Raw genomic sequence first — 19012 nt, forward strand, 5'->3', positions numbered from 1 at the left:
TTGAACAATAAGGACAAAAGAAATGCAGAAGTTCTCTGCATTAATTATGACGACTCCTTCAAGAAATTGTATAGAGCGAGTTTTGATTCATTGGTTTTGTACCTAAAAACACAATTCCGTTCATGCCCACAACAAGCAGAAGACATAGCCCAAAATGCTTTTGAAAAAATAGCGACTAGAAAAAATCCGGGACCCATTGGCAACATCAAGGCATTCCTCTGGCGCACAGCACATAATATCGCTATTTCCGATATACGTTCAAAACGATTGGCTACCAAATATCATGCAGAAACAAAGAATCTCTATGGGCAGGAAGAAGAATACCCTTTAACTCCTGAACGTATTTTAGAAGGGAAAGAACAGATTGGGCTGGCTGTACAGACACTTCGCCAAATGCCAGAGCAACGACGCAGAGCATTTATTTTAACAAGAATCGAAGGATTAAGCCACACCAAAGCCTCAGAAAAATTGGGAATATCTCGCCCAGCAGTCAGCAAACATGTTGCCAGAGCTACCTCCGATCTCTACACTGCATTGCATAATGAACTCAGAAGCAGCACAAAAAAGTAACTATGCATGAGATTGACGCAAATATCATAAACGTAGCCTGTCAGTGGCGCGCAACTTTGGCGGATGATCACGTTTCCACCGTGGACAAAAACGCATTTGTCAAATGGCTCGAAGAAAACCCACTGCATAAAGAGGCCTATGAGCAAGTTGAAAAATTTTGGCAGGATCTGGAATTCTTAAAACAAGAATCTCTTGATGATTCTTTTTTCATTCCAACATGGCGAGAACGGACCAGATCCGTCGTGTGGAGAATACACGAGTGTATTAATAAAAAATCAAAGCCAGCGTTCTATGGTCTTGGAGGAGTGTGCGCGCTCGTACTGCTTGTATTTCTTTGTTTTCCCCAAATTATACTTTTTCCCTCGTATTCGGGGGAGATCTTCGCCACTGGAATAGGAGAAAAAAAGACTCTTCACCTTGCCGACGGCAGCCGGATAACGCTGGGTGCTGACACATCAGTCAAGGTCACCTTCACTCGAACAAGCAGACATATACAAATGAGTACCGGTGAAGCATTTTATGAAGTAGCGAAAGATCCGAAAAGACCTTTTATCGTCGTGTCCGGAGAACATCAAATCACAGTTCATGGCACAATATTTGATGTTCGTCATAATACCCAAAGAATACAGGTTGCAGTCAGAGAGGGAGTGGTAAGCGTAACAGCTTTACAAAAGATTTCTCCTTTGGATAGAACAAAGCCCCCCCAGCCTCCAACATCACACTCCCCTCTTGTACAATCCAAGATTCTGAAGGCTGGCGAACAACTGACAATCCTGGCTGAAAAAGGTTTACAGCCAGTTACTCACATCCAGCCTCAAAGCATTGGTCTATGGAGAAACAATATTCTAGCATATATCGACACACCTTTATCGGAAATCGTAGCGGATATGAACAGATACCAAAGCCGAAAAATCAGTATCCATGATGCGCTCGTTGCAAATATAAAAATAACTGCCACATTCAATAGTAACGATGTTGATAAAACGCTCCAGACTCTAACAGAGATCTTGCCGATTCGGCTTGAATCCTCAACCGAGAGCTTACGTATTTATAGTGCTTTTAATTAATTTTCTTTAGATATCACTTTTTACTCAGCCTATGGTTACATCTCCCTCTTCTCGGGCGTCTTATACAGTAGATGCGACTCAAACCGCATCAGCTAACACTTCCTGAGGAGGAAAATCACGTGGTAACTTCGACTATTACTGTACCAAAATGCAACTCTTTTATAGCAACTTTCTTTTTTTTATTCATCACACTATTAGCCACTCAAGCACTAGCTCAAGATGAGTATCGTGAATTAGACTTGCCACAGCAGTCTCTTCAAGAATCCTTGGTATCAGTTGGTAAAACATATGGAGTAACTATAGTTGCACCGAGTGATATTCTTCGAGATAAAATTGCACCACCAGTCTCCGGGCGGCTCTCTATTGAGCAAGCAATCAACCAACTGCTTCAAGACTCTGGACTTGAGAGGCAGCATTCATCTAACGGGTCTATTCTTCTCAAAAAAAAGGTCATCTTGACCAATACAGAGACGTCCTCCTCATCCAAAGCCTCGGATAAGAATGAAGAACAGGGACTTCAACTTGCTCCCGTCATAGTCACCGGGGAACGGTCGGAACGCACACTGTATGAGACTGCGGCGTCCACTGCAGTCGTTTCAGGTGAAGACATAGAGAAAACCCCTTCTTTCAAAGAAGTTGACGACATCCTTCAAACTATTCCAAACGTTGACCTGGGAGGAAACAGCAATGAAGGGCCAACAATCCGAGGTGTTAAAGCGGGTGGCCCATTAAGTGGAGTCTATGCCTTCTTTGGAGGCTCTCGGCCGAGGGCTACTATCACAGTTGATGGACGCTCTGTCAGTTTCGATGAATTCATATTTGGGGCCACCTCTGTATGGGATGTTCAAAGAGTCGAGGTTTTCCGAGGTCCACAAACCACTTCTCAGGGAGTAAACTCTATTGCTGGTGCCATTCATGTTGTCACCTCCGATCCTACATATGAACCACATTTCAAAGCACAGGCCGAGTACGGTGATTATAAAAGCGGCAGAATCTCAGCATCAGCTTCAGGCCCTCTTGTGGAAGACCAACTTGCCATTCTTCTGTCTGCAGATCTTCAACGAAGTGACAGTTTCATTGATATTCAGCCGACGTCGGATTATGGACCAGACCCTAATACCTTTCTCAACGGCGTTATTCGAGGAAAGGTCTTGTGGGAGCCCACGAGTCTTCCTGAATTGAGAATGAAATTCACTCTCGGAAGCACTCGAAATGAGGCACCACAGGCTGAGTATGTCAAAACAACAGGCTCCATCAAAGACTTGAAGTCTATCTCTACGAATCTGCCGTCAAGACGTCTGATCGCGACGACAGGAATACATGATGTTTCATATGAATTTTCAGATTCAATAAAGCTCAGCAACCGTTTTTCATACTCCGACATTGACAGCAATCGCTATGTTGATCTCCCAACATCTGGGAAAGCCAAATCGGAAAAAGATGAAGTATCCAATGAGACTACATTGCATTGGGAAAATCAGGAATCCGGATTGTCAGGGCTTATGGGGGTCTTTTACCAACACACCAATAGTGATGAATACCTCAATTACAGCCTTGCAGGAGAAGGGACTTTTGATGATTTGCAAACGAGTCTCGGACTCTACACTGAAGTGAATTACGATATCACGGACCGGTTGGATCTGACAATGGGGGTTCGGTATGAGCAAGACCGGCAGGACCGGTCAGGCGCAACTGTTGGCGGGAGTCTATACAACATAGACATGGAATATGACAAAACTTTTGAATCTATTCTTCCAAAAATATCGATCGGGTATGATGTATCTGATAATGTCAGAATTGGTGCACTTGTTTCACGAGGGTTCAACCCTGGTGGAGTGACACTTCTGTGGTCAGATGGCTCAACAAACTACTTCGATGAAGAAACAGTATGGAACTATGAGATATTCTCCCGTATCAAGTTACTTGAAAACCGACTCGTCCTTAACACCAATATCTTCTACGCAGATTACTCCGATTACCAACTCAATTATCTTGCCGGAGATTTCTATGGCAGCGCTGTTTATGGAATCGCCAATGCTGAAGAAGCTGTGAGCTACGGTCTTGAATTAAGTGCTGACTATCTCCCCACAGAGAAGCTCCACATCTACTCAGGGCTCGGCCTTCTTCAAACCGAGATTAAAAAATTCGATGATGCTGGTGGCATAGATGCTGAAGGTGCTTCATTCATGCGCTCTCCATCCATTACTTTGTCTCTCGGTGCTGATTATGAACTTATTAAAAATCTAACCATCGGTGGCCGCGCACGTTATGTGGGAGAATATAAAAGCGAAGATACCAACGATAGTCTTTCCGCAGGAGATTATGCTGTTGTCGATCTCCAGGCCAGTTATGAATACGACCCGTTTACCGTCTATGGATATGTCAACAATGTATTTGATTCATTTTATACAATCAGTGAACTGACGGTTGGACGAGCAATTGTCGGCAATCCTCGAAAATTTGGTGTTGGCATAAAGTATAGCTTTTAGACAGAGGACTCTCAATGTCATTATCAAAAAATACAATTCAAACAAAACCGCGGGTCAAAGGACCCGCGGTGCGAATCGCATCGGCCATCCATTCTGCTGCAGGATTGTGGTTCTTTATCCTTCTCTCTCTTGTCCTTTTTTCCGGAACTCTGGCTGTTTTTGCTCCGGAAATGGATCAATTGATATACCCTGAAATGCGGCTATCTCTCCCCCAAAAAGGGGTAGGTAAAATCAACCCAGGAGCCATATATGATGCTGTAACTCAGGCTTATCCCGGAATGGGGATAACATATATAGATATGGCCGCCCATGATCGATATGCTCCTGCCAAGACAACGATCATTTTCCCAGACAACAAGCGTCGTACAGTCAGCATTGACCCCTATACTGCAAAAATAATTGGTGAAATACCTGATATGACTGTACACAGCTTCATAGCGCGCATGCACGCAGTACTCTTTCAAGGATTATTCGGTTTTTACGTTGTCAATTTCTGTGGAGTATTATTGCTCGCAATCACGATTTCCGGATTAATTATCTACAAACGGTTCTGGAAATCTCTCTTCAAAATCCCCCGCTTTAAACGCGGCACACGTATACTGCTTGGTGATCTCCATAGGCTTATTGGATTGTGGTCGATTGGATTCTTGCTTATTATCAGTTTGACTGGAAGTTGGTATTTTTACAACTTCCCTCTTGCTCACCTCGGCCTAGTGCCCAATATAATAGAGACCCAACCTTCACCTCATAATATCAGCCAAGCGGACCTTGATGCACTCGGCCCACAAACACCTCATCGGCAAAGCGGGGCCCACCTCATATCCGTTGTTCTCTCTGCGTATCCAGATATGACCATTACTGGTATCATGCCCCCGATGAATCTGAATATGCCCTTTGTTGTTTACGGCGATCGAGATGAATATCTTCATGGCAAAGACTCTAATTCCATATCCATCAACCCTTTTACATCTGAAATTATCGGAGCCAATTTGTCCGAGGATCTCTCTTTGAGTCAATACGCTTTTCAAGGAATGAGCCAGTTACATCATGGAGAATTACTGCCGAAGAACTGGGGTTGGCCTGCTCAAATGATCATGAAAGGCATCTGGTTTCTTTGCGGTCTCGGAACTTGCTTCCTCTCAGTCTCAGGGCTTTATTTTTCACTCAAGCGTACACGGCAATCAATAAAGCAACTTGGCTGGAGAAAGGTCTGGCATTGGGGTAAACCTTGGGGCGGTCCCATGGGACTTTTCAAATATATCAACGTGCTGGTGCTCGTCGCTTTGATCGCTGGTTATATGCATATGGTTTCAATGGGCCAACCAAAGCCAGCACTTCCACAACAAGCATTCTCTTCTCAACAAGCAGGCCCATTCAATGTTTCATTACGAATCAAGGCTGGCCCTAGAAATGATGCTATCAACCCGATACAGCCAGGCGGGCGTTTAATGGTTTTCCCCAATATTGAGGGAGGTCTATTCGAGGATGCACGCACCATACTCATCGGTTTAACGAAAGCCAAAGGGTCAAGTGCGCGAGGCGTTCGAGTTAAAGGAGCTGAAAAAATAGCGTTTGCCCCACTTCGCCTTCCCCGGCAACTTGAAGGCGTCGAAATTTGGATTGAACTCACCCAATGGGATGGCACTACTTCTCGAACACAGTGGGCTCTTTCTTCGGGGAAAAATATCGCCCCATTATGAGACCTTCATCAACTGCTAAAAAAACATTGGATTGATTCACGAGTTTAGCCGTCTCCCTCATTAATTAATTATACATAGTCACTGCTCCTGGAGGACTTAAACATGAAAATTACTACCGTACTTATTCCACTTTTCATATTGTTCTTATGCTTTAATGCTCACGCCCATACACTATATTTTACTCTGAGCGATGACGGAGACAACATGGTCGAACTTGAAGGAATGTTTTCAAATGGTGTCATGGGTGCTGGCATCGCAGTCAATCTCTACAGTAAAGAAGATAACGCTCTCATCTGGAAAGGACGAACGGATGAGTTTGGGCTATGCACTTTCGAACGTCCCGATAAGCCCTATGAAGTTGAACTTGACGCAGGGCCGGGGCATCAGTCCAGAGAAGACGGAATCTAATACTGCTATTCTGTTACTAAGCGGGTGTAAATCTGAACCTACACCCGCTTAATATAGCGCAGTAGGCAGTTGTTTTGACAATATAATCATGACTGGCTCATATAAAGAGGCCATTTCCCCGAAAGTTGATTCTAAAGAGCGTCAAGAACTGCCATTTATTTATCTGTAACATACGACTAACGGCATCGCTCCACTCAACGTTTCCTTGTGGAGTCAATTGAGACAATTTTCTTTTACGACCCGCCATCAGCAGAAATATCGGTATGAAATAGAGACAAAAACTATGTACTCATACCTGATTCACTGGAACCTAAATATCCCCCCTTCAGCATGATCTTCCATGATCGCCAGCTTGACCTTCGCTCCCCATCCTTCATCTGATTATATGCTTGTTGCCAATGTCGATATTGATTAAATTTGTCCCTGACACACAACTTTTCACTCAACAAGAGGTTGTCCCAACTCTCGCATAACGACTCTCTTGCCGATACCGGCTCCCCCTGAAACGATCAGAATTTTTCCGGTTATATTTAAAACAGAATCAAATCTTTCAAGCAGACTTTTTTTACCATAAGGCTTTGTCAAAAAGAACACCTTCATAGCTCTTCTCTTTATTTAGATGGGCTGTAAAATCTTTTTTCAAACCCTAGAATTCTAAAATCTGGACATTTGTGTCACTAACGCAGAGAACACAAAAGATTGACAGGAACCATCATGAACGGACAGAACATGTGCCTGCCAGAATGATAGGCAGGAAAGAAAGAGATAACGCAAATATGAACAATACAGGTTCTATAAAACTGCAGGGGGTTCATATTGAAAAATTATTTAAAAAACATTCTGTTAAGTCAGTTTAATTAAACCTATACCTAAAAAATATTCATATGGATAGAGTGCACTCCCAATTGCCATCCAATAAATTTAGACTGCTTACAGTGGTCATGGCTATCGGCTTTTTCACCTCGTTAGGCATTGGCCTTTTTTCTTTTGTAGTTCCACTTATGAGTCTGGATGAGAAAATTAGTGGAGCTTGGCTTGGGAGTGCCTTTGCCGGATATTATTTTGCCAAACTCTTGGCGGCACCTCTCAGTGGAGCTGCCGCTGATAAATTCGGACCAAAGCCTGTGCTGATCTGTGCGACTTTAGCCGGTTGTCTTATTCCACTCTTCGCACTCTTGAAAAATGACTTAGAGGTTCTTTATTTTGTCCAATTCTCCTTAGGACTCATTTCCGGACTTATAAAACCAGTCGGAATGGCCATTTTGGGAAGTAATATTGCCAGGAAATCACTTCCACGCTCTTTTGCATTTCACGCCTTCTCATATCATATAGCTCTTTTCATCGGCCCCCTGATTGGAGGGATATTTTATATCAAAGGATCAGTTCAGCCCATTTTAATAGGCTTGTCGATATGCATGGGGCTGAGCTGCCTTGTCAGCATCTTTTTACTCCCAAAACAAACAACAACGACAGTATCTCCTTCAAAACAACACACATCTTTTTCCTTCGGATTACAGACCCTTGCGCTCTTAATTGCTATTGGTGGCCGTACTATTGGAATTGGATTTCTGGCTGCTTTCTACCCAATATTACTGAGTATAATTCTAGGCAGAGGCATCAAGATCGCCCTCCTTTTTGCCATTCCTGGCCTGGCAACCTGCCTCGGACTTCTGGCAATAAACAGATTTGCTGAACACAAGCCTGATCTGCATATGACAATTTGTGGCATGCTGTTAAGTTCCTTAGCCATGTTTTTTCTTGGAGAAGCCGAAACCTCCTGGCAATTTATCACCCTTGGATCAACGATGGGCATAGGTGCCGCTCTTTCTGTTCCGGCATCAATGTCAATGGCATCCGATATATCGTTACAACAAGGTAAGATTTTTGGGACCGCTCACCTGGCAGCAGGTCTCGGTTTTCTGATTGGCCCATTGCTTGGCGGCTTTCTTATTCCGGAACTACACTCTATCAATCCTGTTCTCCAAATTGCAGCCACTCTAGGCGCACTTTCTTGTGTTCCATTACTGTGCTCTGCACTTCAGAGTCACTTTCATTTTGGCAGAGGAATCGCATGGGGAGTTGCACTAACTTTAGCTCTATTTCTGATTATTCCAGCAGCCGTCAGGAGTAAGGTGCTTTTGCAAAAAGATTCCCATATAAATGATGGAATATACCAATTCACCGATGTTGCTATGGGCACCATTGTCAATCTGACCCTCGTCGCTGACAGTCAAAAAAAAGCAGATGATGCCGCTCGAAAAACCCTTACGACCATGCGTGCGCTTCAGCAGGACTTCGACTTTCGCAGTCCTCATGGATCCATCGGAAGAATTAATCGAGATGCAGGCCATGGCTGGGTCAAACCATCACAGAGGTCTTTTGGCCTCATCATGAGAACATTGGTCATCAGCAGACAATCACAAGGAATCTTTGATCCTTCGGTCGGTGCTTTAACAACATCCCCAATCTACTATGCACTGGATACGCATCTTGCAGAAAAGAAGAAAGGACTCGTTGATTACAGACTTATTGAGATAGATACTTCAGGAAAGAGAATCCGCCTTGCCAGGATGGGGATGGCACTCGATATGGGGGGAATTGCCAAAGGGACAATAATAGATACCGCAGTGACCGTTTTAAAAAAACAAGGTATCAAATCCGGAATAGTCGAAGCAGGCGGAGACTTTTATTGCTTTGGAGACCGAGAATGGCACATTGGAATCCGTCATCCTCGTGATAAAAAGCTCTTCGGCACGCTCGCCATTCGAGAACAAGGCGTCTGCGGTTCAGGTGATTATCAACAATATGTCACATTCGAAGACAAAAAAGGGAGTGAACGACGACATCATATTATTAACCCTTCCACTATGCTCTCAGCGCACCAATCCATCGGAGTCACTGTCATCTCCGACACCGCAGAACGTGCGGACGCTTTGGCTACCACACTCTTTATCATGGGGCCGATCAATGGACAGGAATTCCTCGATAAATATTATCCAACAACCGCTGCGGTCTGGTTTTCTCCCGATCAATCCGTTATTCTCTCCAAGAACTTTCCTGCCCGATGAAATTATTGTTACTAATCGGTATCAATCTTGCTTTAATCTCATAATAGGTAAATGAATTATAGATTAAAAACATTGTTATGAAAGATACTTAGTTAAACAACGGATCAAAAGAATCAAACACCATCAGAAGTATTGAGCGGATTTTAGCCTATCGGTCTTAACACGCAGTTTAAATTTGGATCAGGTTTATCAATGAATTTTCTGAGAAGTATCAACATTCGAACAATTCCTTTTGTGATTTGTGCATTGATTCTTCTAGGAATTCCTTTTGGAGTAGCCCTCCTTGTCCAGTATGATTACTTACATGATCTGGAAAGAGTCTCTACGGAACGACTCAATTTGTATGAAAGTACACTCAAATCAGAACTTAAAAAATTTGAGTATCTTCCCTACCTTATTTCCGAAACAGGCATGGTCGCTCGCCTGCTTAAAGACGGAGGCTCCCCACAGTCCGTGAGCCAATTCCTGGAAAAAGCAAACACCATAGCCGGTTCATCAGTACTCTATGTCATTAACAAACAGGGAGTCGTCATTGCCGCGAGCAACTGGCGTGAAGAGAAAAATTTTCTCGGCCTTGACCTCAGTTTTCGACCATATTTTCAAGACGCTATGCAAAGTATGCAGGGCAAATTCTTTGGTGTTGGTATCACGATCGGAGAGCCTGGTTTCTATATCTCACATCCGGTACGCAGCGGAGATGAGGTCGTCGGTGTCGCTGTCGCCAAAATAGTCTTATCCCCCTTAGAGAATATATGGCAGGAAGGAGGAGAAACCCTCTTTGTGGCTGACTCAAGCGGTGTGATTGTTTTGGCCAGTCGACCAGCATGGAAATACAGAACATTAGCTCCTCTCTCCAAGGCAACTCTAAAAATAATACATGATCGAGAGCAATACCCCGAATTCAAACTTAGACCATTGTCTTCGAAAACCACAGTCCGTCTTGGTTTTGCCCGTGAAGTGAGTATTGGTAATGAACGCTTCCTGGAAAATTCCAGATCTATTCCCGGTATGGATTGGACTATCAGCTATCTCATGCCCCAAGGTCAGCTATGGGAACGCACCCTTGGAACATCTCTGACTTCATTCGTCCTGATTGGTCTTGCCATTCTTACTCGACTTTTTTTTCGAGAACGCCAGCAAAAACGTTTCTCCAGGTTGCAAGCCATTGAAGCCGGACATATCCGCGACATCAATAAAAAACTGGCACTTGAGGTTGAAGAGCGCAAACGAACGGAACACGAACTTCGTGCTGCGCAGGAAGAACTTGTTCAAGCGGGTAAATTGGCAGCCCTTGGTGAAATGGCGACAGCTATAGCCCATGAGTTGAACCAACCGATTGCCGCTGTCAAAACATACATTGCAAGTTGTCGATTGATGCTGAAGCGGGGGAAAACTGAGGACCTTGACCCAACTTTGCAGAAGGTCTCTGAACTCGGCGACCGAATGGGAAAAGTTACAGGACAATTGAAATCTTTTGCACGTAAATCCTCTGATAAGAAAAGTGAATTTGACCTTCGCCTCGCGATTCAAGAATCTTTGACTTTAATGAAGCATCAGTTTCATGTGGAAAACTGTGAACTTGATTTAAATATGTCGGATGACCCCGTCTATATTATCGGTGACCGTGTTCGCCTGGAGCAAGTCCTTATCAATCTTTTCAGAAATGCTCTGGATGCCCTCCAGGAGACAGAAAAACCAATTATCGGCGTCAGTCTTCGGCAGGTAAAAGAGCGAGCCAAAATCCATGTCTGGGATAACGGTCCCGGCATTTCTGAACAGGTAGACAAACGCATTTTTGAACCTTTTGTAACAACAAAAAAAGAAGGCATCGGAGTTGGGCTTGGACTCTCTATTTCCTATAAAATAATCAAAGATATGAACGGAGATTTTCGCGCAGCCAATCGAGAACACCACGGTGCGGAATTTTTCGTTCATCTTCCATTGTCCAGGAAAAAACAGGATGGGTAAGGCATGCGGCATGTTATTCTGGTAGATGATGAACAGTCTGTTCGCGATTCAGCCCGTCAGTGGCTTGAACTTTCGGACTTTATAGTCAAAGACTTTGGTGACGCCCAAACCGCGCTGCACCACATAGAAAGCGATTATGACGGCATTGTCCTTTCGGATGTCAAAATGCCCGGCCTAGATGGACTCGCCTTTCAAAAAAAGATTGCATCCATTGATCCGGATATACCGGTTGTCCTGTTCACGGGGCATGGTGATATTGCCATGGCTGTGAGCGCCATTCAAGGTGGTGCATATGATTTTGTGGAAAAACCATTTGACCCCGAAAGAATCGTCGAAACCATCAAACGTGCTCAAGAAAAAAGAAGCCTTATTCTAGAAAATCGACGACTAAAAAAAGCCCTGGAAGGCTGCGAGGATATCGATTCCCGCTTGGTCGGAACGAGTCCTCTGATGCGGTCCCTTAAAAAAGAAATTGGGCATATAGCTCCGACAGTAGCCAACATTCTGATCTTGGGAGAAACCGGTACGGGGAAAGAGGTTATTGCCCGCGCCATCCATAATATGAGTTCACTGAAAAATGGCCCTTACCTGGCACTCAACTGCGCTACTATTTCTGTCAATATGGCGGAAAGTGAGCTTTTTGGCCATGTAGGGGGAGCTTTCACTGGGGCACAAGGCAAACGAATAGGAAAGCTTGAAGCCGCCAATGGAGGAACGCTTTTCCTGGACGAACTGAACTCCATGCCAATGGATGTTCAGGGAAAACTCCTCCGTGCCCTCGAAGTCAGAGAAATTACTCCTCTTGGAGCTAACACGTCCCACTCTGTAGACTTCAGGCTGATCTCCGCCATGAATGAACCCCCACGAAAGGCAATTGATGAGGGACGTCTCAGAGAGGACTTATATTTTCGAATTAACACAGTAGAAATGATGGTTCCGCCACTCAGAGACCGGAAGGAAGATATCCCCCTTCTTTTCTCTTTTTTTCTGGAAAGGGCAGCTGACACATATGGCAAAACAGTCGATCCTCCAGGACCTGGCAGTATATCGGCCTTGATGGGCTACGAATGGCCCGGCAATGTCCGTCAACTCAAAAGCCTTGCTGAACGATACATTCTCTCTTCGCTTCCGGCAGAAGAACGAATTCCCAAGCTCCTATCATGTAAGGTAGTTGACCGAAGAGAGTCGGCAGTATCCCTCAAGGATCAAGTCACCCTTTTTGAAAGGCATCTCATTCAAGAGTCTCTCATACGCAATGATGGAAATATCAAAAGCGTCATTACCGATCTGAGAATACCCCGTCGCACCCTTAATGAAAAAATGGTCAAGTACAATCTGAAAAGACCTGAATAACACATCGGCGGTTTTTTGCTTATGATTATATATACTATAAGCAGAAAACCGCCGATATCACTTCTCTTCAAAAAATAAACGTCTATTTTACAGTGGATTACAAAATGTAATCCCATGGCACACCTGTTGCTTATTTGTCACTCGTTGCGATCCAATTTCATTTAAGGAGGAGGTTTGGAAATGCATAGGGTGTCTGAAGCACGCCAAAATCCGAATGTGATCTATTTGCTCTCGCCGCTTTTGTTGCGTCCGCCAGACGACGCACTCACATCAAGCATGAGGCCCTGGCGTCGCCAGTATCATATAAATCAAGAACAACAGGTGAACCTAAGATGAAAACCTACACGACATCAGTCCCGGGTGCGTCCCGTATCGACGCCGGTCTCGACTGGCTTCAGATGCTGACCGGAGCAAGTCTGATTCTCTTCATGTGGTGTCACATGCTGCTCGTCTCTTCTGTGGTGATCTCGCCAAGCATCATGAATGCCATCGCCAATTTTTTTGAGGCTACATTTATGGCCCAAGTAGGCGGCCCACTTATTTTTCTGACCTTTTTGGTCCATTTTATACTCGCAGCGCGCAAGATACCTTTCCGAGTTGAAGGACAAACAACTATCTGGGCACATGCAAAGATGCTCAAGCACAAAGATACATGGCTCTGGGTTATCCAGGCTGGAACAGCCATGATCATTCTTATTTTGGGAGCGATACACATGTGGGTTGTTCTCAATGATCTTCCTATTACAGCCGCGAAATCAGCTGCCAGAATGCAACAGTTTTGGTGGTTTATTTTTTACATGATTCTCCTTCCATGTGTGGAGCTTCACGTCAGTGTCGGTTTCTACCGCATTGCCGTGAAATGGGGCTTCGTGAAATCAGACCAGCGAAAAGGGTTCAAGAAATTCGAAAAGACCCTGTTCACCATTTTCATGGTCATCGGTGTCATTACCCTGATTCGCTTTGTAACGTTAGGCTAACGAGGTTCATTCTATGCAAACTTACTATTCAGATCTGCTCGTCATTGGTGCCGGGCTGGCCGGAGAGCGTGTAGCCTGTGAAGCGGCCCAAAAGGGATTCAAAGCCACCTGCCTTTCCATCGTTCCGGCAAGACGTTCTCATTCATCCGCAGCACAAGGTGGAATGCAGGCAGCTTTAGGCAACTGTGCCAAAGGTGAAGGAGATGGACCCGACATCCACTTCATAGATACTGTCAAAGGTTCTGATTGGGGATGTGACCAGGAAGTCGCCAGGCTTTTTGCTGATGCCGCTCCCATTGAAATGCGTCGCTTAGCGCACTGGGGGGTCCCATGGAATCGCGTAGTTCCCGGACAGTCCTTCTATTTCAAAGGCGGAGAAAAATTCGAAAAATTTGAAAAAGAAGAAAATGAAGGACTCATAACTGCCCGCTCATTCGGTGGGACCGCCAAATGGCGAACCTGCTACACTTCAGACGGAACTGGCCATGCCGTTATGTGCACCATGGACAATCGGTGTGCAGAATTGGGCATTGATGTCTTTGACAAAAAAGAAGCCATCGCCCTTATTCATAACGGAGAATCATGCATGGGAGCCGTGGTTCGATGTCTGCGCACTGGCGAACTGGAAGTTTTTTTGGCCAAGGCAACAACCATTTGCACCGGCGGTTTTGGCCGCATCTACAAAGCCACAACCAATGCTGTTATCTGCGATGGAGGAGGACATATCCTCGCTCACGATACCGGTTTGGTCCCCATAGGAAACCCTGAATCCATTCAATTTCACCCAACAGGAATTGTCCCAACGGATATTCTTGTGACTGAAGGATGTCGAGGCGATGGAGGAACTCTGCTGGATTGCAACGAAGAACGGTTCATGCACATCTATGAACCGGATAAAGCAGAGCTTGCATCACGCGATGTTGTCTCTCGATGGATGACACACCACATGCGCGAAGGCAAAGGGGTCAAGAGTCCATACGGAGAGCATCTCTGGCTTGATATCCGCCATCTTGGAGACAAACACATCTCCACAAAACTCCGAGAAGTTGATGAAATCTGCCATCACTTCCTCGGGGTTGATCCCCGTACGGAGTTAATCCCGGTCCGCCCCACGCAGCACTATACCATGGCTGGCATCCGAACGAATAAAGATGGAGCAGTCTACGGCCTGACAGGTTTGTTCTCTGCCGGAGAAGCAGCCTGTTGGGATATGCACGGATTCAACCGTCTGGGGGGAAACTCACTCGCTGAGACCGTCGTAGCTGGAGGAATCATCGGCGCAAAGATTGTCGAATTCCTTGAAGGTTACGAGACCAAGTTTGATACGGCCTGCATTAACAGCGCAGTCAAACAGCAGAAAGAACGAATTCACGATGTGATCCACGGCCGCAAGGGGAAACTCAACGTCTATGACGTTCGTAATGAGATGCAGGAAGCTCTTATGAAAGGCTGTTTCGTTTTCAGAAATCAGCAGGGGCTTGAAGAATGCGTGGCGACCCTGCAAGGAACCCTGGAAAAATCTCGCAAAGTCGGCCTTGTATCCAGTGGAGAGGGTCCAAACCACGAACTCGCCGCAACTCTCAAAATAGAAGGTCAGGTTAAGCTTGCCATGTGTATCGCTCAAGCTGCCCTGCAACGAAACGAATCTCGCGGTTCCCATAATCGGGAAGACTTCCCTGATCGCAATGACAAAGACTGGCTTAATCGTACTCTGGCTTACTGGCGAGAAGGCTCGGACATGCCGGAATTTGTCTATGAAGATACCACTCCTGTTTTCGAATTGCCTCCGGGCGACCGCGGTTACGGCGGTGGAACGATCATTCCAGCTGACGAGAAATATGTCACTGATCGAACTGTAAAAAGCCCTGTGACCGAAATCGGCAAAAAGAAGTAACCCGGTTTAAAAAAGGAATCCATCATGGGTAGACAAATAAAATTCGAGATATTCCGGTATAATCCCCAAAAAAAGGGGGATATCCCGCGTATGCAAACATACTCCCTTGACGAAACCCCGAATATGACCCTGTTCATAGCACTGAATAGACTACGCGAAGAACAGGACCCGAGTCTTGTCTTCGACTTCTGTTGCAGAGCAGGAATATGTGGTGCATGCGCCATGGTTATCAACGGACGTCCAGGGCTGGCCTGTCAAACCAAAACCAAAGACCAACCAGGCCACATCATCCTTCACCCGCTTCCAGTGTACAAGCTGATAGGAGACCTTTCCGTCGACACCGGCGTCTGGTTCCGCACTATGTATGAAAAGACAGAATCCTGGATTCACACCAGGAAAGTCTTCGATCCAACTGCGGAAGAGGAACGCATGGACAACGCCATAGCTGAAGACATTTATGAGCTGGAGCGCTGTATAGAATGCGGTTGCTGCGTCTCGGCATGTGGAACAGCACGTCTTCGTGACGATTTCATGGGGGCAGCTGCTCTCAATCGAGTTGCCCGTTTTGTGGTGGATCCTCGAGATGAACGCACTGACAGAGAATATTATGAAGTCATTGGAAGTGATGAAGGAATATTCGGCTGCATGGGCCTGTTGGCCTGTGAAGATGTTTGCCCAAAAGGCTTGCCCTTGCAGAACCAACTGGGATTCCTTCGTCGTAAAATGGGTATTACGGCACTCAAAGACATATTTAAAAAGAAGTAATTATGCGCACTATCAATCCATCTGAAATCATTGATGCAGTGGCTTCCATGTGCATCAAGGCCAACACCGAACTTCCGGACGATGTCCGCGCCAAGCTCGAACAGGCCATGGCTGAGGAAACAAGTGCATCTGCCAAGGAAGTGCTTCGTCAATTACTGGAGAATGCAGACCTCTCCAAAGAGACTCTACTGCCTTTGTGCCAAGACTGTGGACTTGCTGTCTACTTCGTTGAAATCGGAGATGAAGTTCGTATTGATGGCAATATCCGAGACGCGATCAATGAAGGTACACGCAAAGGATATGCAGAAGGTTATCTTCGTAAATCCGCCTGCGACCCATTGACTCGTGTCAATACGGGAGATGGAACCCCGGCAGTCATCCACTATGATTTTGTTCCTGGGGACAAGCTCAAAATCATATATATGGCCAAAGGCGGTGGAGCAGAAAATATGAGCCGCGCCACAATGCTCGCCCCAGCCCAAGGCTGGGAAGGCATCAAACAATTTGTCATCAACCGTGTAGCTGAAGCAGGTCCTAATCCATGCCCTCCCACTATTATAGGCATTGGAATAGGAGGAACATTCGATCATGCGGCTAAAATAGCGAAGAAATCGTTAATACGTCGACTTGATGACACTCATCCTGACCCTGAAATCGCAGCCAAAGAAAAAGAACTCGAAGATTCTATCAACAAATTGGGGATCGGACCCATGGGGCTTGGCGGCAAGACAACCGTTCTGAGCGTCAAACTGGCCATCGAACCCTGTCACTTGGCGAGTTTGCCACTTGCAGTCAATGTACAGTGTCACTCTCAGAGGCACGAGGAGGTCGAACTCTAATGGCTGAATACAAACTCACAACTCCATTGACGGATGAAGATATCAAACAACTCAAAGCCGGAGATGTCGTGTTCTTGAGCGGATACATCTATTCCGCGCGAGATGCCGCTCACAAAAAACTCATAGATCTACTGGATGAAGATAAAGAATTGCCATTCAAGCTGGAAGGCGCAGCAGTGTATTATGTCGGACCAAGTCCGGCTCCCCCTGGCCGACCAATCGGTGCTGCCGGTCCTACCACGAGCTACCGAATGGATTCCTATGCGCCAAGATTGCACAGCCTTGGACTGAAAGCGACCATTGGAAAAGGAAAGCGCAACGATGAAACCCGTCAAGCCATGCAGAATCATACTGCAGTTTATTTTGGCGCAACGGGTGGAGCTGGTGCTCTTCTCTCGAATTCCATCGTCAAATCCACTGTTATTGCATTTGACGAACTCGGTCCCGAAGCTATTCGTGAGATGAAAGTCAAAGACTTTCCACTTCTTGTCATCAATGACTCTCATGGCGGGGAGCTTTATGCCGTCCCGGATCGCAAAGCTGCAGGCATTGAATAACAAAATCTAACTACAAGGAGATAGAAATGGCTTTATTTACCAAACAGGAAGCTCTCGATTACCACTCCATGGGGAGAAAGGGGAAAATCGAAGTTGTCCCAGTCAAACCTTGCGCAACACAAAAACACTTATCCATGGCATACAGCCCTGGTGTGGCTGAAGCCTGCCTTGAAATCGCTGAAGATGAGACAAAATCCTATGAGTATACTGCACGAGGCAATCTGGTTGCAGTTATTTCCAATGGAACAGCGGTTCTTGGATTGGGAAATATCGGCGCAGCAGCGGGCAAACCGGTTATGGAAGGCAAAGGTGTGCTCTTCAAGGTCTTTGCCGACGTTGACTGCTATGACATCAACCTCGATGTGACCGATCCTGACAAACTCATTGAAATTGCAAAATCAATGGAACCGACTTTTGGTGGTATCAATCTCGAAGATATCAAATCTCCGGAATGCTTCTACATTGAGGAGACTTTAAAAAAGGAAATGAACATTCCTGTCTTCCATGACGATCAGCACGGCACAGCTATTGTGACTGCCGCAGGCATGATGAATGCCGTGGAAATTTCAGGAAAAAAAGCTCAGGACCTTCGGGTTGTCGTCTCAGGCGCAGGGGCCTCGGCCATTGCATGCACCAATCTATACCGAAACATGGGAGTCAAACCTGAAAATATTGCCATGTTTGATTCACGTGGACATATTAACAAGTCTCGCACTGACTTGAATAAATTCAAACAACAATATGCTACGGATATCGAGTATGGATCTCTTGCTGAAGCCATGGTTGGTGCGGACTGCTTCCTCGGCTTATCTGTCAAGGACATGGTGTCCAAAGACATGGTCAAATCCATGAGTGACAATTGCCCGATCATATTTGCCTGCGCCAACCCTGATCCGGAAATAACATACAACGACGCCAAGGAGGCCCGCCCGGATTGCATCATGGGCACAGGTCGCTCCGACTATCCAAATCAAGTCAACAATGTACTTGGATTCCCTTTTATTTTCCGTGGAGCGCTTGATTGCGGAGCAACTGCCATTACGGAGGAAATGAAGCTAGCGGCAGCCCAAGCCCTTGCAGACCTGGCCAAGGAAGAGGCTCCTCAATCCGTATGCGATGCTTATGGCGTCGATAAACTTGAATTCGGTCGTGACTATGTCATCCCCAAAGCGCTTGACCTTCGTCTGATCGAATATGTTTCCGTGGCAGTGGCCAAGGCCGCCATGGAGGCTGGCATTGCACGAAAGCAACTCAATCTTGATGAATATCGGAAAGAGTTGCGTCAACGCATTGCTGACTCCACGAAACGAGTGAGTTCCTTTGTGGATTCATACGACCTTGGGATTTAGCATCAATC

At 45.7% G+C, this 19012-nt stretch carries 14 protein-coding genes; all 14 read left to right on the forward strand.

Features of this window, described 5'->3' with window-relative positions:
• The 14 genes from BN4_RS02940 to BN4_RS03010 all read left to right on the forward strand — a co-directional run bounded on the left by BN4_RS02940 (position 1) and on the right by BN4_RS03010 (position 19004).
• A complete protein-coding gene (locus BN4_RS02940) occupies positions 1–570 on the forward strand; it encodes an RNA polymerase sigma factor (RefSeq protein ID WP_015413862.1) in 570 nt (189 codons plus the stop codon).
• Positions 571–572: 2 nt separating this feature from the next.
• On the forward strand, positions 573–1637 hold the full coding sequence (locus BN4_RS16995) for a FecR family protein (protein WP_015413863.1): 1065 nt from the start codon (positions 573–575) through the stop codon (positions 1635–1637).
• 455 nt (positions 1638–2092) lie between these two features.
• Complete coding sequence (locus tag BN4_RS02955) at positions 2093–4126, forward strand: TonB-dependent receptor (protein WP_162138609.1); 2034 nt, start codon at positions 2093–2095, stop codon at positions 4124–4126.
• Positions 4127–4194: 68 nt separating this feature from the next.
• Positions 4195–5826 carry a PepSY-associated TM helix domain-containing protein gene (locus tag BN4_RS02960; protein WP_157871249.1) on the forward strand — a complete coding sequence of 544 codons (1632 nt, stop codon included), beginning with the start codon at positions 4195–4197 and terminating at the stop codon, positions 5824–5826.
• Between the two features lie 204 nt (positions 5827–6030).
• A complete protein-coding gene (locus tag BN4_RS02965; protein ID WP_051053210.1) occupies positions 6031–6234 on the forward strand; it encodes a hypothetical protein in 204 nt (67 codons plus the stop codon).
• An 884-nt stretch (positions 6235–7118) separates the two neighbouring features.
• Positions 7119–9302, forward strand: a complete 2184-nt coding sequence (locus BN4_RS02970) for an MFS transporter (protein WP_015413868.1) — start codon at positions 7119–7121, stop codon at positions 9300–9302.
• A 192-nt stretch (positions 9303–9494) separates the two neighbouring features.
• Entirely contained in the window at positions 9495–11270 is a 1776-nt protein-coding gene (locus tag BN4_RS02975) for a sensor histidine kinase (RefSeq protein WP_015413869.1), read from the forward strand.
• A 3-nt stretch (positions 11271–11273) separates the two neighbouring features.
• On the forward strand, positions 11274–12623 hold the full coding sequence (locus tag BN4_RS02980) for a sigma-54-dependent transcriptional regulator (protein ID WP_015413870.1): 1350 nt from the start codon (positions 11274–11276) through the stop codon (positions 12621–12623).
• Between the two features lie 332 nt (positions 12624–12955).
• Entirely contained in the window at positions 12956–13600 is a 645-nt protein-coding gene (locus BN4_RS02985; RefSeq protein ID WP_015413871.1) for a hypothetical protein, read from the forward strand.
• Between the two features lie 13 nt (positions 13601–13613).
• Entirely contained in the window at positions 13614–15494 is a 1881-nt protein-coding gene (locus BN4_RS02990) for a fumarate reductase flavoprotein subunit (protein ID WP_015413872.1), read from the forward strand.
• Between the two features lie 24 nt (positions 15495–15518).
• A complete protein-coding gene (locus BN4_RS02995) occupies positions 15519–16259 on the forward strand; it encodes a fumarate reductase iron-sulfur subunit (RefSeq protein ID WP_015413873.1) in 741 nt (246 codons plus the stop codon).
• 2 nt (positions 16260–16261) lie between these two features.
• Positions 16262–17098, forward strand: a complete 837-nt coding sequence (locus BN4_RS03000; RefSeq protein WP_015413874.1) for a fumarate hydratase — start codon at positions 16262–16264, stop codon at positions 17096–17098.
• Positions 17098–17655: a Fe-S-containing hydro-lyase gene (locus tag BN4_RS03005; protein ID WP_041720108.1), complete on the forward strand. Its 558-nt coding sequence runs from the start codon at positions 17098–17100 to the stop codon at positions 17653–17655. The genes BN4_RS03000 and BN4_RS03005 overlap by 1 nt, the downstream gene beginning before the upstream one ends.
• A gap of 26 nt (positions 17656–17681) precedes the next feature.
• Entirely contained in the window at positions 17682–19004 is a 1323-nt protein-coding gene (locus tag BN4_RS03010; protein ID WP_015413876.1) for a malic enzyme-like NAD(P)-binding protein, read from the forward strand.
• The last annotated feature ends 8 nt before the right edge of the window (positions 19005–19012 follow it).

The sequence above is a fragment of the Pseudodesulfovibrio piezophilus C1TLV30 genome, from assembly GCF_000341895.1.
GTDB classification, from domain to species: Bacteria; Desulfobacterota; Desulfovibrionia; order Desulfovibrionales; family Desulfovibrionaceae; genus Pseudodesulfovibrio; species Pseudodesulfovibrio piezophilus.